Genomic DNA, 16,634 nt, shown 5'->3' with positions numbered 1-16,634 from the left:
GCGCCGCTTGAGACCCTATCCGCCCGGCGCGCGCCTGCCCATAGCCACCGGGGTCCGCGGACGGCGCGCCACCCCACAAAATGCGTACATCCCACACCATAGTGGGGCGGCATGAGTATGGATTCGATCGATCATTCCGCCTCGGGTCCCCCGCCGGGAGAGACGTCCGCGGCCCCCGACCCCTCCCCCGACCACACCGTGATCGTCATCGGGGTGCTCGCGGTGGTGGCGGCGGTCGCCTGGGCGGCCCTCGGCAAGAGCTCCTTCGACAGCGCCTCCTCGACCGCGCTCGCCTGGGTCCTGAACAACTTCGCCTGGCTCTTCGTGGTCGCCGCCGACACCTTCCTGGTGCTGTGCGTGGTCCTGGCGATCAGCCGGTACGGGCGGATCAGGCTGGGCGCGGACGACTCCGAGCCCGAGTTCACCAACCTCGCCTGGATCGCGATGATGTTCAGCGCGGGCATGGGCATCGGCCTGATGTTCTACGGCGTCGGCGAACCGCTCACCCACTTCCTCAGCCCGCCCCCGGCCAGCGGCGCCCAGCCCGGCACGGGCGATGCGGCGCGCACCGCCCTGGAGTACTCCTTCTTCCACTGGACGCTCACCCCCTGGGCCATCTACGGCATCGCCGGCCTCGCGCTGGCCTACGCGGGTTTCCGCAAGGGCCGCGGCAACCGGCTGTCCTCGGCGTTCGTGCCGCTGCTCGGGGCGCGCCGGGCGGACGGCTGGCCCGGCAAGTGCATCGATCTGCTGGCGGTCTTCGCGACCGTCTTCGGCACCGCGACGAGCCTGGGCCTCGGGGCCCTCCAGGTCGCCGAGGGCCTCCACATCACCTCGAACGTCGCCAATTCGCAGACCACCCAGCTCGTCATCATCGCCTCGCTCTCGGCGGCCTTCGTACTGTCCGCCTTCTCGGGCCTGCACAAGGGCGTGAAGTGGCTGTCCACGATCAACATCGTGCTGGCCGCCGTCCTGATGGTCTTCGTGTTCGTGCTCGGCCCCACCGTGTACGTCCTCGACACCATTCCCGCGTCCATCGGCGGCTATCTGCACGATCTGCTCCCGATGGCCAGCCGCACCGGCGCCTTCAGCGACCGCGACTGGCTGGGCGCCTGGACGATCTTCTACTGGGCCTGGTGGCTGTCGTGGGCGCCGTTCGTCGGTACCTTCATCGCCCGGATCTCGCACGGCCGCACGATCCGCGAGTTCCTCGTCGGGGTGCTGCTCGTGCCCAGTGGCGCCACGGTGATCTGGTTCTGCGTCATGGGCGGCACGGCGATCCGGATCGCCTCCACCGGCGCGGCCGACCTCGCCGGGGCGGTGAAGGACGGCGCCGAAGCCTCGCTCTTCGCGATGCTGGACGCACTGCCGATCGGCTCGGTCACCTCGTACATCGCGATGGTCCTGGTGATGACGTACTTCATCACCAGCGCGGACTCGGCGTCCCTGGTGATGGGCTCGCTCACCAGCCGGGGCTCGCTGCACCCGCCGACCTGGCTGGTGGTGATGTGGGGCGTGCTCATGGCGGCGGTCGCCGCGGTGCTGCTCGTGGCGGGTGGCCTCAAGTCGCTCCAGACGGCGACGATCCTGGTCGCCCTGCCCTTCGTCGTGGTGATGCTCGGCCTGTGCTGGTCGCTGGTGAAGGAACTGCGCGAGGACCCGGGCGCGGGACCGTCCCGGCACGGCGCGCTGCACGGAATGCGCGACGCGGTACGGACGATGGTCGGCGACGCGATCAGCGAGCAGAGCGGCGCCCGGCACCACCGGCTGCGCCGGGCCGCCAAGTCCCGTACGGGTGACGACGGTTCGGGCCCGGCGCAGCCCTGACAAGGCCGGGACCCGGAGCGCCCCAGCACGTGCTGACCTGGCCCCCTACGCTTCACTCCATGACGACCGACAACGATTACGCCGCCTACATCGCCGGCCTCCCCCGGGTGCTGGCCGGCGCGGCCATGCTGTTCCGGGACGGCGACGGCCGGGTACTGCTCGTCGAGCCCAACTACCGCGAGGGCTGGGCCCTGCCCGGCGGGACCGTGGAGTCGGACACCGACGAGACCCCGCGCCGCGCTGCCCGCCGGGAAACCCTGGAGGAGATCGGGCTGGACCTGGAGCCGGGCCGGCTGCTCGCGGTGGACTGGGTGCACGGCGCGGCCCGCCCGCCGATCGTCGCCTATCTCTACGACGGCGGCGTACTCGACGAGAAGGCCCTGGACTCGATCCGCATCCAGGAGGAGGAACTCCTGTCCTGGCGCCTGGTCCCCCGCGAAGACCTGCCCGCCCACCTGCTGGGCGCCCTGAGCCACCGGGTCATGACGGCGCTCGACGTCCTGGCGGAGGGCCACGGCACGGCCGAGCTGGAGAACGGGCACCGGGTGGGGTGAGCCGGGGGCGGCGCGGAAATCCGGTCGCCGCCCGCGCCGGTGCCGCCTACGCTCCCGGCATGGGCAAGCCACTCGTCGCGATTCTCTCCGGTGCCGGGCTCTCCACCGACTCGGGCATCCCCGACTACCGCGGGCCGAACGGCCTGTGGCGGCGTGACCCCGAGGCCGAGCGGCTCGTGACGTACTCCTCCTACATGGCCGACCCGGACATCCGGCGCCGGTCCTGGCTGATGCGCCGCGACAGCCCGGCCGTCAAGGCCGAGCCGAACGCCGCGCACCACGCGATCGTCGCCCTGGAACGGTCCGGGGTGCCGGTCCGGGTCATCACCCAGAACGTCGACGGGCTGCAGCAGCGGGCGGGCTTCCCCGAGCGCAAGATCCTCGAACTCCACGGCAGCGCACGGGCGGTGACCTGCACCCGGTGCCACGCCCGATCCTCCATGGACGAGGCACTGGCCCGGGTGACGGCGGGCGAGCCGGACCCGGCGTGCGAGGCGTGCGGGGGAATCCTCAAGGCGGCGACGGTCATGTTCGGCGAACGGCTCGACCCGGAGGTACTGGCCCGGGCCATGGCGATCGCCAAGGCGTGCCAGATCCTCGTCGCGGTCGGCACCACCCTCCAGGTCCAGCCCGCCGCCTCGCTGGCCGGCCTCGCCTCGGAGGGCGGCGCCCGCCTGGTCATCGTGAACGCCGACCCGACGCCGTACGACCCGCTCGCCGACCAGGTGGTGCGCGAGCCGATCGGTACCGCGCTGCCCCGGCTCCTGCGCGAACTCCCCCGGGATTGAGGCCCGGGGGCCCCGGGCCGGCCGGCCGCCGCGGGGCGCGGACGCCTGGTGGCCGACCCGGGCCGGTGCTAGAACAGCGCGTCCGCCGGCTCGCCCCGCTCGAACGCCAGGAGGCGCTGCTTGCGGTCGAGGCCGCCGCCGTAGCCGGTCAGGCTGTCGTTGGCTCCGATGACGCGATGGCACGGCACGATGATGCCGACCGGGTTCTTGCCGTTGGCCAGCCCCACGGCGCGTGAGGCGTTCGGGCTGCCGAGAGCCTCGGCGAGTTCCCCGTAGGACCGGGTCTCGCCGTACGGGATCTGCTGGAGCTGGTGCCAGACGCGCTGCTGGAACGGGGTGCCCAGCATGGCCAAGTCCAGCTTGAACTGGGTCAGTTCGCCCGCGAAGTAGGCCTCAAGCTGACGGATGACCTCGGGGAAGGGCCCGTCGTCGGCGCGCTCGCCGAAGGTCTCCTGCGGCGGGCGGTGGCGCTGGCCCTCCATGTAGAGCCGGCTCAGGACCCCGTCGGCGGCGACGAGGGTGAGCGGGCCGTACGGGCTCTCGATGACGGTGTGCGTGATGCGCACGGCTGAACTCCCTTGCACAGGGCGGTGGTTGAGGGCTCGGCGATTCATGCGGGAAGGTGGTTGATGGCGTGGTCCTCGGTCGCCCAGAGGTACTGGACGGCGTAGGCGCGCCAGGGTCGCCAGGCGGCGGCGCGCGCGGTGAGAGCGGCGGGGGTGGCCGGCAGCCCGAGGTTCTGGGCGGCCCGCCGCATGCCGAGGTCGGTGGGCAGGAAGGCGTCCGGATCGCCGAGCGCCCGCATGGCGATCGCCTCGACCGTCCAGGGCCCGAAGCCGGGCAGCTCCATGAGCTGGGCCCGGGCCCGGTCCCAGTCGCTGTCCAGGCCGAGCTGGAGAGTGCCGTCGGCGAGGGCGGCGACGAGCGTGGTGAGGGTGACGCGACGGCTGCGCGGCAGCGCCAGCGTCTCCGGGTCGATGGCCGCGAGCTGTTGCGGCGTCGGGAAGAGGTGGGTGAGACCGCCGGTCGGGTCGTCGACGGCCTCGCCGTGCGCGAGGACGAGCCGGGCCGCGTGGGTGCGGGCGGCGGCCGTCGAGACCTGCTGGCCGAGGACCGCACGCACCGCGAACTCCGCCGCGTCCACCGTGCGCGGCACCCGCCGCCCGGGCGCCTTGTCGACCAGCGGCGCGAGCAGCGGGTCGGCGCGCAGCCGGTCGTCCACGGCGACGGGGTCGGCGTCCAGGTCGAGCATCCAGCGGCAGCGGCTGATGGCGATGGTCAGGTCGCGCAGATCGGTGAGGTGCAGGACGCAGCCGATGTGCTCGGGCGCCGGGGTGAGCTCGGCGATGCCGTGTCCGTACGGCAGGGACAGGGTGCGGCGGTACGCGCCGTCGCGCCACTCCTCCACCCCGGGGACCCCGGTCGCGGCGAGGTGGCCGAACAGATTGTCCGGGGTCAGGGGGGCGCGGAACGGCAGCCGCAGCGTGATCGCGCCCGGCGTCTGGCGGGCGATGCCGCGTGCGGCGCGGCTGCGCAGCTCGGTCGGGGCGAGCGCGAACACCTCGCGGACGGTGTCGTTGAAGGTGCGGATCGAGGAGAACCCGGCGGCGAAGGCGACCTCGGCCATGGGCAGCGGGGTGGTCTCGATGAGCAGCCGCGCGGTCTGCGCGCGCTGCGCCCGGGCCAGGGCGAGGGGGCCCGCCCCCAGCTCGGCGAGCAGCTGGCGCTCGATCTGGCGGGCGCTGTAGCCGAGGCGGGCCGCGAGCCCGGGGACGCCTTCGCGGTCGACGACTCCGTCCCTGATGAGGCGCATGGCGCGGGCGACGGAGTCGGCGCGGGCGTTCCACTCCGGGGAGCCGGGGGTGGTGTCGGGGCGGCACCGCTTGCAGGCCCGGAATCCGGCCTGCTGGCAGGCGGCCGCGCTCGGGTAGAAGGTCATGTTCTCGACCTTCGGCGGCACGACGGGACAGCTCGGCCGGCAGTAGATGCGGGTGGTCAGGACGGCCGTGAAGAACCAGCCGTCGAAGCGGGCGTCCTTGGACTGGACGGCGCGTACGCAGCGCTCGGTGTCGTGGTGCATCGGGGCGGGGGCGACGGGGGCCATGCGTCAAGGATCCGGCACGGGGCGCTCGGGCGCTGGCGAGAATCCGACATCGACCTCGCGCGACCGGGGCGACCGCCCCCTCACCTCAGCGGGGCTCCGCCCCACACCCCGGTTCGCGCCTTGAGGGCGCTCGTCCTGACTTCCTACTTCTGGAGCGCCCGCTCGAAGGCCTGGTAGGCCTCCGTGTCGAACAGGACGAAGCGGATCTCCTTCAGCGGCGGCCCGCTGTGGGCGCGGGCGACACGGACGGCGATGCCCGCTCCGCTGTCGAGGGGCCAGCCGTAGATGCCCGTCGAGATCGCCGGGAAGGCGATGGTCTCGGCGCCCAGTTCCCGCGCGAGCGCCAGGGACTGCTCGTAGCAGGAGGCGAGGAGCGCGCTGCGGTCCTCCTCCTTCGACCACACCGGACCCACGGTGTGGATCACGTGCCCGGCGCGCAGCCTTCCCGCCGTGGTGGCGACCGCCCTGCCGGTGGCCAGGCCCTTCCCGTAGTGGGATGCCCGGAGCCTGCGGCAGTCCTCCAGGATCTCGGGGCCGCCCCGGCGGTGGATCGCGCCGTCCACTCCACCTCCTCCGAGCAGCGAGGAGTTCGCGGCGTTCACGATGACGTCGACCGTCTGCTCGGTGATGTCACCGCGCACCAGGACGATGTCTACGGGCGTCGTGGTCATCGGTGGTCGGCCTTTCTGAGCGTTCGCCACGCCGCCTTCGCCGCGTTGTGGCCGGACATGCCGTGCACGCCCGGGCCCGGCCACGCCGCCGAGGAGCACAGGAACACCGACGGGTGCCGGGTCGCGTACGGGAACAGGGAGACCTTCGGGCGGAGCAGCAGCTGGAGGCCGCGGGCCGCGCCGCACGCGATGTCGCCGCCCACGTAATTGGCGTTGCGCGCGGCGAGTTGGGGCGGGCCGGCGGTCGCCCGGGCCAGGACCCGGTCCCGGAAGCCGGGCGCGAACCGCTCGATCTGCCGCTCGATCGCGTCCGTGAAGTCGCCCTCCCAGCCGTTGGGAACGTGCCCGTACGCCCAGAACACGTGCTTGCCCTCGGGTGCGCGGGACGGGTCGACGAGGCTGGGCTGGGCGGTGATCAGGAAGGGCGTGTCGGGGGCCGCGCCACCGGAGGCCTGGGTCAGGGCGGTGGCGATCTCGCGGCTGGAGGGGCCGATCTGGACCGTCCCGGCCCGCTGCGGCTCCTTCGCCGTCCACGGGACCGGGCCGTCCAGGGCGTAGTCGATCTTGAAGACGGCGGCGCCGTACTTGTACCCGTCGTAGGCGCGGCCCAGGCCCGCGATCCGGGCGAGCGCGGTGGGCGAGGTGTCGAAGAGGTAGGTGCGGGCCGGCGGCAAGTCGTCCAGGCGCTTGACCTCGAACCCGGTGTGCACCTGGCCGCCCAGGTCGCGCAGATACGCGGTGAGCGCGTCGGAGATGGACTGGGAGCCGCCGCGCGGCAGCGGCCAGCCGTTCTCGTGCGCGGCCAGCGCGAACAGCATGCCCACGCCTGCGGTGGCCACCCCGCCCAGCGGGGCGATGACATGGGCGACGAGCCCGGCCATCAGGGCGCGCGCCCGGTCGTCCCGGAAGCGGCGCATCAGCCAGGTGTACGGCGGCAGGCCCACCGCCCCGAACCGCGCGAGGCCGACCGGGTCGCGCGGCAGCGCGGTCAGGGGCAGCGACATGAAGTCCCGTGCCAGGACGTCCCACTTGCCGAGGAAGGGGGCGATCAGACGTCGGTACGCCCCGGCGTCGTGCGGCCCGAAGGACGCGGCGGTCTCGGAGACCGAACGGGAGAGGACCGCGGCCGTGCCGTCGTCGAAGGGGTGCGCCATCGGCAGTTCGGGGTGCAGCCATTCGAGCCCGTACCGGTCGAGCGGCATGTCACGGAAGGCGGGCGAGCCGATGCCCAGCGGGTGGACGGCGGAGCACGGGTCGTGGCGGAAGCCGGGCAGCGTCAACTCCTCGGTCCTCGCACCGCCGCCCACGGTGTCCTTGGCCTCGAAGACCTCAACACGCAGTCCCCTCCTGGCCAGTTCGACGGCGGCGGTCAGCCCGTTGGGGCCGGCCCCCACCACGACGGCATCGAGCATCGACGGCACTTCGGACTCCTCACGCCACGGCCAGGAACCCCAGGATATTCCGGTGCACCGACAATCCCGCGCCCGGTAGCGTCCGGCCGGTGAACCCGCCCGTGGACCCCGCCTTCAGCGCCCGTATCGCCGCCGTCGCCGAGCGGCTCGTCGAAGTCCCCGGGGTGGTGGCCGTCGCCCTCGGCGGCAGCCGCGCCCGCGGGACGAACCGGGCGGACTCCGACTGGGATCTCGGCCTCTACTACCGGGGCGAACCGGATGTCGCGGCCCTGGCCCGGCTCGCCGAGGAATTCACGGGCGTCCCGGTCGAGGTCGCGGGCCCCGGCGGTTGGGGCCCGTGGGTGAACGGCGGCGCCTGGCTGGTGGTCGACGGCTTCGCGGTGGACTGGATCCTGCGCGATCTGGACCGGGTCGAACGCGTTTGGTCGGACTGCCGGGGCGGCCGTTACGAGGTCGCCACCCAGCCCGGACATCCGCTCGGCTTCTGGTCACCGGTCTACCCCGGCGAGGTGGCTCTGGGCCGCGTACTGGCGGATCCCCAGGGCGAGTTGACGGAGCTTCAGCGGGCGGTGCGGCATTATCCCGAGCCGTTGCGGGCGGCGCTCACCGCCGCGTCGTGGGAGGCGGAGTTCTCGGTGGTGGGCGCCCGCAAGGCGGTGGGGTCGGGCGATGCCCTGTACGTCTCACTCTGCCTGTCCCGGGCGCTCGGGATCCTCACCCAGTCCTTGCACGCCCACCACCGGCGGTGGCTGCTCAACGAGAAGGGCGCGCTGGCCTCGGCGGCCGCGCTCCCGGCGGCCCCGCCGGATTTCGCCGCGCGCGTGTCGGCCGTCCTGTCCGGGCTGGACGCCGGGGCGGTCGAGCTCGCCGCCGGTCTGGTCGCCGACGTACGGGCGGTGCTTCGGTGAGCTGGGCGCTTCGGTGAGCTGCCCGCCGCTCACTCCCCCGCGAGCAGGCGCCGCAGCCGCTCGGCCGTCGCCGCGTCGCGGGCCGCGGTGAAGGGCAGCGCGTTGCCTCCGGCGATGCGGAACGGCTCGCCGGCCACGGTGGTGTGGGCGCCGCCCGCCTCGGCGACCAGGAGCAGCCCCGCCGCGTGGTCCCAGGCGTACTCCCACGAGAAGGCCAGGCCGTCCAGCTCACCGCGGGCGATCGCGAGGTATTCGAGACCGGCCGAGCCGCAGGGCCTCGGCCGGACGCCGTCGGTGTCGAGGGCGAGCAGAGCGCGCTTCTGGTCGGGTGTCGTGTAGTCGGGGTGGGAGGTGGCGACGTCGAGGACGGCATCGGGCGCGGGTGAACCGGCGTGCAGGGGCTTGCCGTTGAGGGTGGCGCCCCGGCCCCGGACCGCCACGGCCAGCTCGTCGAGCGCCGGGGCGAACGTCCAGGAAGCCAGCACTTCGCCCCGGTGGGCCAGGGCGACCAGGGTGCAGAACCCGGCTTCGCCGCGGACGAACTGGCGGGTTCCGTCCACCGGGTCGACGATCCACACCGGCGCGTCCTCGCCCAGTGCCCCGTACACCGCCGGGTCGGCGTGCACGGCCTCCTCGCCGACGACGACCGACCCGGGAAGCAGCGCGGTGAGGGCCGCCGTCAGATGCTCCTCGGCGAGCCGGTCGGCGACCGTCACCAGGTCGTGCGGGCCGTTCTTCTCGACGATCTCGTGCGCGGCGAGCTGCCGGAACCTCGGCATGATCTCGGCCGCGGCCGCCTTGCGGACCGCCTCTTCCACTACTGCCAGGTCACCTGCGAGAAAGTCGTCGATCATGCGTCCAGCAAAACACGCGCCACTGACAATCGGCGAGCCGCTTTCGGAGCGGGTGGCCCGGCGCGGGAATGCGGCCCGGGGATCTACCGTTGGACCGCGCGGAACAAATGGAGGCACAACGGTGCACGGCGAATACAAGGTCCCCGGCGGCAAGCTGGTGGTCGTCGATCTGGACAGTCGCGACGGGGTCCTGCGGGACGTGACGGTCGCAGGCGACTTCTTCCTCGAACCCGACGAGGCGATCCTGGCGATCAACGCGGCCCTCGAAGGCGCCCCGGCCGACACGGGCGCGGCCCAGCTCGCGGCCCGTATCGACGCGGCGCTGCCGCCGGGCACCACCATGTACGGGCTGACCTCGGAGGGCGTGGCGGTCGCCGTGCGCCGGGCGCTGGCGCACGCCACGGACTGGACCGACTACGACTGGCAGCTGATCCACGAGGCCCCGCAGTCCCCCGCCCTGCACATGGCGCTCGACGAGGTGATCACCGCCGAGGTCGCGGCCGGCCGGCGCCCGCCGACGCTGCGGGTGTGGGAGTGGGCCGCGCCCGCCGTCGTCATCGGCAGCTTCCAGTCGCTGCGCAACGAGGTCGACCCGGCCGGCGCCGAACGGCACGGGATCACCGTCGTGCGCCGGATCAGCGGCGGCGGCGCCATGTTCATCGAGCCCGGCAACACGATCACGTACTCCCTCTCCGTGCCCGATGCCCTCGTGCAGGGCCTGTCCTTCGCGGACAGTTACGCCTATCTCGACGACTGGGTGCTGAGCGCGCTCGGCGACATGGGCGTCAAGGCCTGGTACCAGCCGCTCAACGACATCGCGACCGAGGCCGGCAAGATCGCGGGGGCGGCGCAGAAGCGGATGGTCGCGGACGACGGCGCGGTGCTGCACCACGTGACGATGGCGTACGACATCGACGCGGACAAGATGCTGGACGTGCTGCGCATCGGCAAGGAGAAGCTCTCCGACAAGGGCACCCGCAGCGCGAAGAAGCGCGTCGACCCGCTGCGCCGTCAGACCGGGCTGCCCCGGGAGGCCGTGATCGAGCGGATGATCGCGTCGTTCCGCTCCCGGTACGGGCTGGCCGAGGGCCGTGTCACGGACGAGGAGATGGCCCGGGCGCGCGAACTCGCGGCGACGAAGTTCGCCACCGAGGAGTGGACGGCGCGGGTGCCCTAGGGTCGTACGGCTCGGTGCGGGCGGCCGCCTGGCGGGGCCGCCCGCCAGGACGCGATCTAGGCCCGGGTCGCCTCGACCTCCCTGATCCTGGCGGCAGTTGAAGCAGACAGCACGACGTACAGGAGCAGTGCCGAGGCGAGTCCCACCGCCCAGCCGTAGTCGGCCAGGGGCTTGAGGAAGGGGATGAGGCCGTCCGTGGGGAACGGGCCGGCCTTCGCGCCCTTGTCGTCCAGGGTGGAGTACGAACCGCCGATCGCGAGCACCCCGCCGACCAGGAACGCGGCCACCGCCCGCCAGTTCCAGCCGGCGGTGTACCAGTAGCGGCCGCCCGGTCGGTACAGGTCTGCGACGTCCAGGACCGTGCGGCGCACCACCCAGTAGTCGGCGATGAGGATCCCGGCGACGGTGCCGAGCAGGCCGCCCACCACGCCGAGCCAGGTGAAGATGTACAGCTCGGGGGTGGAGGTCAGCTTCCACGGGAACATCAGCACCCCGACGACACCCGTGATGAGCGCGCCCCGGCGGAAGTTGATGACCTTCGGCGCGAGGTTCGCCAGGTCGTAGGCGGGTGACACGACGTTCGCCGCCACGTTCACGGAGATCGTCGCGATCAGGACGGTGAGCAGCGCGAAGAGCAGACCGAAGACGTTGTCGGTCTTGGCGACCAGGTCGACCGGATTCCAGATCGGCACCCCGTACACCGCCTGGGAGCCGGAGGTGACCAGGACGGACAGGAGCGCGAACGCGGTCATGGTGGTGGGTAGGCCGAGCGTCTGACCCCGGACCTGGGCGCGCTGGCCCCGCCCGAAGCGGGTGAAGTCGGGGATGTTCAGGGACAGGGTGGCCCAGAAGCCGATCATGCCCATGAGGGAGGGGAAGAACACCGGCCAGAAGCCGGGGCCCCAGCCGTGTTTCGAGGGCTGGTCGAGGAGCGGCCCGAAGCCGCCCGCCTTGTGGGCGATCCAGATCAGCAGCACGAGCGCGCCGACGAGGACGAAGGGCGCCGCCCAGTTCTCGAAGCGGCGCAGCGTCTCCATCCCCCGGTATATCAGGGCGAGTTCGAGGATCCAGAACACGATGAAGCACAGCCAGAGCGTCCAGGGCTGGCCGCCGATGCGGGAGGCGTCGGTCCAGCCGCCGAAGATCTTGCCGAGCAGCACGAAAATGCCCTGGCCGCCGATCCAGGTCTGGATGCCGAACCAGCAGCAGGCCACCGCGGCACGGATCAGCGCGGGCAGGTTGGCGCCGCGCAGCCCGAAGGACGCGCGGGCGAGCACCGGGAAGGGGATGCCGTACTTGGGGCCGGCGTGTCCGGTCAGGAGCATCGGGACGAGCACGATCAGATTGGCGAGCGCGATGGTGAAGACGGCCTGCTTCCAGTCCATGCCGAGCGCGACGAGACCGGAAGCAAGCGTCCAGGAGGGGATGTTGTGGGCCATGCCGACCCACAGCGCCGCGAAGTTGTACGTCGTCCAGGTCCGCTCCTCCGGCGGTACCGGGCGCAGGTCCACGTTGGCGAACCTGCGGTCCTCGGTTACGGCGGTGGCGGCTGTCGCGGTGGTGTCGGTCATGGGCAGGCCATTCGTTCGGGGAGGGCGAGGGGGGCGAACGGGCCGTGCGGGTACGGGAGTTGGCGCCTATCGGGTCAGGGCGGGGATGATCTGCTGCCCGTAGGCGTCGATCACGGCCTCGCGGGCGTCGTGCATGGCGTACACCGCGAACTGGTCCACGCCCAGTGCCTTCAACTCGCGCAGTTTCGCGATGTGCTGGTCCGCGGTGCCGAGCAGGCAGAAACGGTCGACGATCTCGTCGGGCACGAAGGCGGTGTCGGGGTTGCCGGTGCGGCCGTGGTGGCTGTAGTCGTAGCCCTGGCGCTGCTTGATGTACTCGGTGAGCGCCTCGGGCACGAGGCCGGAGTGCTCGCCGTAGCGGGACACCAGGTCGGCGACGTGGTTGCCGACCATGCCGCCGAACCAGCGGCACTGCTCGCGGGCGTGCGCGAGGTCGTCGCCGACGTAGGCGGGGGCGGCGACGCAGATGGTGATCGAGGCGGGGTCGCGGCCCGCGTCGGCGGCGGCCTTGCGCACGGCCTTGACCATCCACTCCGTGAGGAACGGGTCGGCGAGCTGGAGGATGAAGCCGTCCGCCTTCTCGCCCGCGAGCGCGAGGGCCTTGGGGCCGTAGGCGGCCATCCAGACGGGCAGCCTCCCGTCCTTCACCCAGGGCAGTCGCAGGCGCTGCCCGTCGACGTCGGCCTCGCGGCCCTCGGCGAGGTCGCGGATGACGCCGATCGCCTCGCCGAGCCGGGCCAGGGTGTTGGGCTTGCGGCCGGCCACCCGCATGGCGGAGTCGCCGCGCCCGATGCCGCAGACGGTGCGGTTGCCGTACATGTCGTTGAGCGTGGCGAACGTGGAGGCGGTGACCTCCCAGGTGCGGGTGCCGGGGTTGGTCACCATCGGGCCGACCGTGAGCCGCTGGGTGTTCGCCAGGATCTGGCTGTAGATGACGAAGGGTTCCTGCCAGAGCACGGCCGAGTCGAAGGTCCAGCCGTAGCGGAAGCCGTTGCGCTCGGCGCGCTTCATGAGGCTGATGACCTGGGCGGCCGGCGGGTCGGTCTGAAGGACGAGTCCGAAGTCCATGGTGCGGTGCTCCTAGCCGAGGTACTGACAGGTGGCGCGCGGGACGTAGCCGCCGTGTCCGGCCCGGCCCGTGAACTTCCGTTGCTCGATGACGAGTTCACCGCGCGAGAGGACCGTTTCGACCTGCCCGGTCAGCCGCTTGCCCTCATACGCCGAATAGTCGACGTTCATGTGGTGCGTCTCGGCGGAGACGGTCTGCTCGGCGTGCGGGTCGTAGATGACGACGTCCGCGTCGGCGCCGGGGGCGAGGGTGCCCTTCTTCGGGTAGAGGCCGAACATCCGGGCCGGCGTGGCGCAGGCGATCTCGATCCAGCGGCGGCGGGTGATGTGGCCGTCGACGACCGCCTGGTGCAGCAGGTCCATGCGGTTCTCGACGCCGGGAAGGCCGTTGGGGATCTTGGAGAAGTCGCCCCGGCCCAGTTCTTTCTGCCCCGTGAAGCAGAACGGGCAGTGGTCGGTGGAGACCACCTGGAGGTCGTTGGTGCGCAGCCCCCGCCACAGCGCGGCCTGATGTTCCTTGGGCCGCAGGGGAGTTGAGCATACGTACTTGGCGCCCTCGAAGTCCGGCTCGGCGAGGTTGTCGGTGGACAGGAAGAGATACTGCGGGCAGGTCTCGCCGAAGACCGGCAGCCCCTTGTCGCGGGCGGTGGCGAGTTCGGCCAGGGCCTCCTCGGCCGATACGTGGACGACGTAGAGCGGGGCGCCCGCGACCCGGGCGAGCTGGATCGCCCGGTGGGTGGCCTCGGCCTCCAGGAGGGCTTTGCGGACCTCGCCGTGATAGCGGGGATCCCTCTCGCCCCGGGCGAGCGCCTGCTCGACCAGGACGTCGATGGCGATGCCGTTCTCGGCGTGCATCATGATCAGGCCGCCGTTGGACTCCGCGCGCTGCATGGCGCGCAGGATCTGCCCGTCGTCGCTGTAGAAGACCCCGGGGTAGGCCATGAACAGCTTGAAGGAGGTGATGCCCTCCTCGACCAGGCGGTCCATCTCCTTGAGGGAGCCCTCGTTGACGTCGGAGAGGATCATGTGGAAGCCGTAGTCGATGGCGCACTGGCCGTCGGCCTTGGCGTACCAGGCGTCCAGGCCGGCCCGCAGGGGCTGGCCCTGCGACTGCACGGCGAAGTCCACGATGGTGGTGGTGCCGCCCCAGGCGGCGGCGCGGGTGCCGGTCTCGAAGGTGTCGGAGGCGAAGGTCCCGCCGAAGGGCAGTTCCATGTGGGTGTGGGCGTCGACGCCGCCCGGGATGACGTACCGGTCGGTGGCGTCGATGACCCGGTCCGCGGTCCAGCCCTGCGCCACGGTGGAGCCGTGTGCCGCTATGGCCGCGATCCGGCCGTCCTCGATCAGTACGTCGGCGTGCGTCTCGTCGGCGGCGGTGATGACCAGGCCGCCTCGGATGAGGGTGCGGGTACTCATGGGTGGAGCTCCCTTTCGTACACGTGCAAGTGCTCGTACTCGTGCTTGTTCACGTCCCGCTGGGCGATCAGCGGGACGCCCAACTACACAGTGCGCAGGGCGCGTTCGAGGATGGCCGCGCCTTCTTCGGCCTCCGCGACGGTGAGGGTGAGGGGTGGCGCGATGCGCAGCACGCTGGTGTCGTGGCCGCCGCCCTTGCCGATGAGGAGGCCGCCTTCGCGGGCGGCTTCCAGGACCGCTGCGGCGGCCTCGGGGTTGGCCCGGTCCGTGCCGGGATGCACCAGCTCGATGCCGGCCATCAGGCCCCGGCCGCGCACCTCGCGGACCACGGGAAGCTGGGCGCAGATGGCGCGCAGCCGCTCGATGAGCAGTCCGCCGACGCGGCGGGCGTTGCCCTGGAGGTCGTGTTCGAGGACGTAGGAGAGGTTGGCGAGGCCCGCGGCCATGGTGACCGGGGAGCCGCCGAAGGTCGAAATGGAGTTGCTGTCCAGGCAGTTCATGACCTCGGCGCGGGCGACGACGCCGCCGATGGACATGCCGTTGCCGATGCCCTTGGCGAAGGTGAGCAGATCGGGCGGCCCGCTGCGGCCGTGGGCCTGCCAGCCCCAGAAGTGGTCGCCGGTGCGGCCCCAGCCGGTCTGCACCTCGTCGGTGATCCACAGGATGCCGTGCCGGTCGAGGACCTCGCGGAACGCGGCGTACAGGCCGTCGGGCGGCGAGGTGAAGCCGCCGACGCCCTGGATGGGCTCGGCGATCAGGGCCGCCACGTTGCGGGTGTGGCCGAGGAGGTCTTCGAGGTCCGCGACGCAGGCCTCGATGAACTGGCTGTCGCTGAGGTGCGCGTAGGGTCCCCGGGCGCGGACGCCGCCGTGCACGTACAGGGTCTGGAGCGGCGAGAGGCCGGTGGGCGACCAGGCGTGGTTGCCGGTGATGCCCACCGCGCTGAAGGAGCGGCCGTGGTAGCTGTTGCGCATCGCGAGGATCTGGTTGGAGCCCCGGTAGGCGGTCGCGAGCAGCAGCGCGGTGTCGTTGGCCTCGGTGCCGGAGGTGGTGAAGAAGACCCGCGCGTCGGGGATGCCCGACAACTGGGCGATCCGCTCGGCGAGTTCGACCATCTGCCGGTTGAGGTAGAGGGTCGAGGAGTGGATGATCCGGCCGGCCTGTTCGGCGACGGCCTTGGTGACCTCGGGCAGCGCGTGGGCGGTCATCGTGGTGAGGATGCCGCCGAAGAAGTCGAGGTACTTGTTGCCGTCCGCGTCCCAGACGTGGCGGCCCTCGCCGTGGGTGATCTCGATGGGCTGCCGGTAGTAGAGCGCGAGCCAGTCGGGCAGGACGGCACGGTGGCGGTCGTACAGGGGGCGGGTCACGGCTTCACCAGGCCTTCGTAGGCGTCGGGACGGCGGTCGCGGTAGAAGGCCCACTGCTGACGGACCTGCTCGATGAGCCCGAAGTCGAGGTCCCTGACGAGGAGTTCCTCCTCCTTGTCGCTGGCGACCTCGCCGACGAACTGGCCCCGCGGGTCGACGAAGTAGCTGGTGCCGTAGAAGTCGTTGTCGCCGTACTCCTCGATGCCGACGCGGTTGATCGCGGCGACGAAGTACTCGTTGGCGACGGCCGATGCGGGCTGCTCCAGCTGCCAGAGGTATCCCGAGAGCCCGCGCGAGGTGGCCGACGGGTTGTAGACCAACTGGGCCCCGTTGAGGCCGAGTTGGCGCCAGCCCTCCGGGAAGTGGCGGTCGTAGCAGATGTACACGCCGACCTTGCCGACGGCCGTGTCGAAGACCGGCCAGCCGAGGTTGCCCGGTTTGAAGTAGTACTTCTCCCAGAAGCCCTTGACCTGGGGGATGTGGTGCTTGCGGTACTTGCCGAGGTAGCTGCCGTCGGCGTCGATGACGGCGGCGGTGTTGTAGTAGAAGCCCTCGCCCTCGATCTCGAAGACCGGGACGACGACGACCATCCCGGTCTCCCGGGCGAGTTCCCTCATCCGGGTGACGGTCGGGCCGTCCGGGACGGGTTCGGCCCAGCGGTAGTGCTCGGCCTCCTGCACCTGGCAGAAGTAGGGGGCGTTGAACACCTCCTGGAAGCCGATGATCTTCGCGCCCTGCCGGGCCGCCTCGCGGGCGTGTTCCTCATGCTTGGCGATCATGGATTCGGTGTCGCCGGTCCAGGTCGCCTGAACCAGTGCGGCGCGCACGACATTGGCCATGAGCTGCTCCTTCGACGGGTCGTCAGCCAGCCAAATCCACACGCGTAGATCCGCGTGTGGATGAGACCGTAAGGCGCG

The 16,634-nt window shown here is 71.7% G+C and carries 15 protein-coding genes; 5 read left to right on the top strand and 10 right to left on the bottom strand.

What is annotated here, in order from left to right:
- The first annotated feature begins 111 nt into the window (after positions 1-111).
- The 3 genes from CG740_RS12530 to CG740_RS12520 are packed head-to-tail and all read left to right on the top strand — an operon-like array spanning position 112 to position 3,169.
- Positions 112-1,827: a BCCT family transporter gene (locus tag CG740_RS12530; protein ID WP_100575161.1), complete on the top strand. Its 1,716-nt coding sequence runs from the start codon at positions 112-114 to the stop codon at positions 1,825-1,827.
- A 59-nt stretch (positions 1,828-1,886) separates the two neighbouring features.
- A complete protein-coding gene (locus CG740_RS12525; RefSeq protein WP_100575160.1) occupies positions 1,887-2,381 on the top strand; it encodes an NUDIX domain-containing protein in 495 nt (164 codons plus the stop codon).
- A 59-nt stretch (positions 2,382-2,440) separates the two neighbouring features.
- Positions 2,441-3,169, top strand: coding sequence for an SIR2 family NAD-dependent protein deacylase (locus CG740_RS12520; protein ID WP_100575420.1), 729 nt, complete (start codon positions 2,441-2,443; stop codon positions 3,167-3,169).
- 68 nt (positions 3,170-3,237) lie between these two features.
- Here the strand turns inward: CG740_RS12520 and CG740_RS12515 are convergent, their stop codons facing one another.
- The 4 genes from CG740_RS12515 to CG740_RS12500 form a co-directional block, all read right to left on the bottom strand.
- Positions 3,238-3,783: a methylated-DNA--[protein]-cysteine S-methyltransferase gene (locus CG740_RS12515; protein WP_199846420.1), complete on the bottom strand. Its 546-nt coding sequence runs from the start codon at positions 3,781-3,783 to the stop codon at positions 3,238-3,240.
- Positions 3,780-5,249 (bottom strand): AlkA N-terminal domain-containing protein, encoded by a 1,470-nt coding sequence (locus CG740_RS12510; protein ID WP_100575419.1) that lies wholly within the window; start codon positions 5,247-5,249, stop codon positions 3,780-3,782. The genes CG740_RS12515 and CG740_RS12510 overlap by 4 nt, the downstream gene beginning before the upstream one ends.
- Positions 5,250-5,416: 167 nt before the next feature.
- Positions 5,417-5,944 (bottom strand): O-acetyl-ADP-ribose deacetylase, encoded by a 528-nt coding sequence (locus CG740_RS12505; RefSeq protein ID WP_100575158.1) that lies wholly within the window; start codon positions 5,942-5,944, stop codon positions 5,417-5,419.
- Complete coding sequence (locus CG740_RS12500) at positions 5,941-7,365, bottom strand: phytoene desaturase family protein (protein WP_199846419.1); 1,425 nt, start codon at positions 7,363-7,365, stop codon at positions 5,941-5,943. The genes CG740_RS12505 and CG740_RS12500 overlap by 4 nt, the downstream gene beginning before the upstream one ends.
- An 80-nt stretch (positions 7,366-7,445) precedes the next feature.
- Here CG740_RS12500 and CG740_RS12495 point away from each other — a divergent pair, with 80 nt between their 5' ends.
- The gene (locus tag CG740_RS12495) at positions 7,446-8,264 is read left to right on the top strand and encodes a nucleotidyltransferase domain-containing protein (RefSeq protein ID WP_107488362.1); all 819 of its coding nucleotides are present in this window, start codon (positions 7,446-7,448) and stop codon (positions 8,262-8,264) included.
- Positions 8,265-8,293: 29 nt separating this feature from the next.
- Here CG740_RS12495 and CG740_RS12490 read toward each other — a convergent pair whose 3' ends face one another.
- Entirely contained in the window at positions 8,294-9,118 is an 825-nt protein-coding gene (locus CG740_RS12490; protein ID WP_100575156.1) for an inositol monophosphatase family protein, read from the bottom strand.
- 121 nt (positions 9,119-9,239) lie between these two features.
- Between CG740_RS12490 and CG740_RS12485 the strand changes: the two genes are divergently transcribed.
- Positions 9,240-10,295: a lipoate--protein ligase family protein gene (locus CG740_RS12485; protein WP_199846418.1), complete on the top strand. Its 1,056-nt coding sequence runs from the start codon at positions 9,240-9,242 to the stop codon at positions 10,293-10,295.
- 56 nt (positions 10,296-10,351) lie between these two features.
- On the opposite strand, the gene CG740_RS12480 is transcribed toward CG740_RS12485, so the two are convergent.
- The 5 genes from CG740_RS12480 to CG740_RS12460 all read right to left on the bottom strand — a co-directional run bounded on the left by CG740_RS12480 (position 10,352) and on the right by CG740_RS12460 (position 16,556).
- On the bottom strand, positions 10,352-11,866 hold the full coding sequence (locus tag CG740_RS12480; protein ID WP_100575154.1) for an NCS1 family nucleobase:cation symporter-1: 1,515 nt from the start codon (positions 11,864-11,866) through the stop codon (positions 10,352-10,354).
- 66 nt (positions 11,867-11,932) lie between these two features.
- Positions 11,933-12,934 (bottom strand): TIGR03842 family LLM class F420-dependent oxidoreductase, encoded by a 1,002-nt coding sequence (locus CG740_RS12475; protein ID WP_100575153.1) that lies wholly within the window; start codon positions 12,932-12,934, stop codon positions 11,933-11,935.
- A 12-nt stretch (positions 12,935-12,946) separates the two neighbouring features.
- A complete protein-coding gene (hydA, locus tag CG740_RS12470) occupies positions 12,947-14,350 on the bottom strand; it encodes a dihydropyrimidinase (RefSeq protein ID WP_100575152.1) in 1,404 nt (467 codons plus the stop codon).
- A gap of 83 nt (positions 14,351-14,433) precedes the next feature.
- Positions 14,434-15,717 carry an aspartate aminotransferase family protein gene (locus CG740_RS12465; RefSeq protein ID WP_100575151.1) on the bottom strand — a complete coding sequence of 428 codons (1,284 nt, stop codon included), beginning with the start codon at positions 15,715-15,717 and terminating at the stop codon, positions 14,434-14,436.
- Positions 15,714-16,556, bottom strand: a complete 843-nt coding sequence (locus CG740_RS12460; RefSeq protein ID WP_100575150.1) for a nitrilase-related carbon-nitrogen hydrolase — start codon at positions 16,554-16,556, stop codon at positions 15,714-15,716. Before CG740_RS12460 ends, CG740_RS12465 begins: the two co-directional genes overlap by 4 nt.
- Positions 16,557-16,634 lie beyond the last annotated feature (78 nt).

Source organism: Streptomyces sp. CB01201 (assembly GCF_002803085.1).
GTDB lineage: Bacteria > Actinomycetota > Actinomycetes > Streptomycetales > Streptomycetaceae > Streptomyces > Streptomyces hundungensis.
This window is presented reverse-complemented; position numbering and strand designations above follow the sequence as displayed.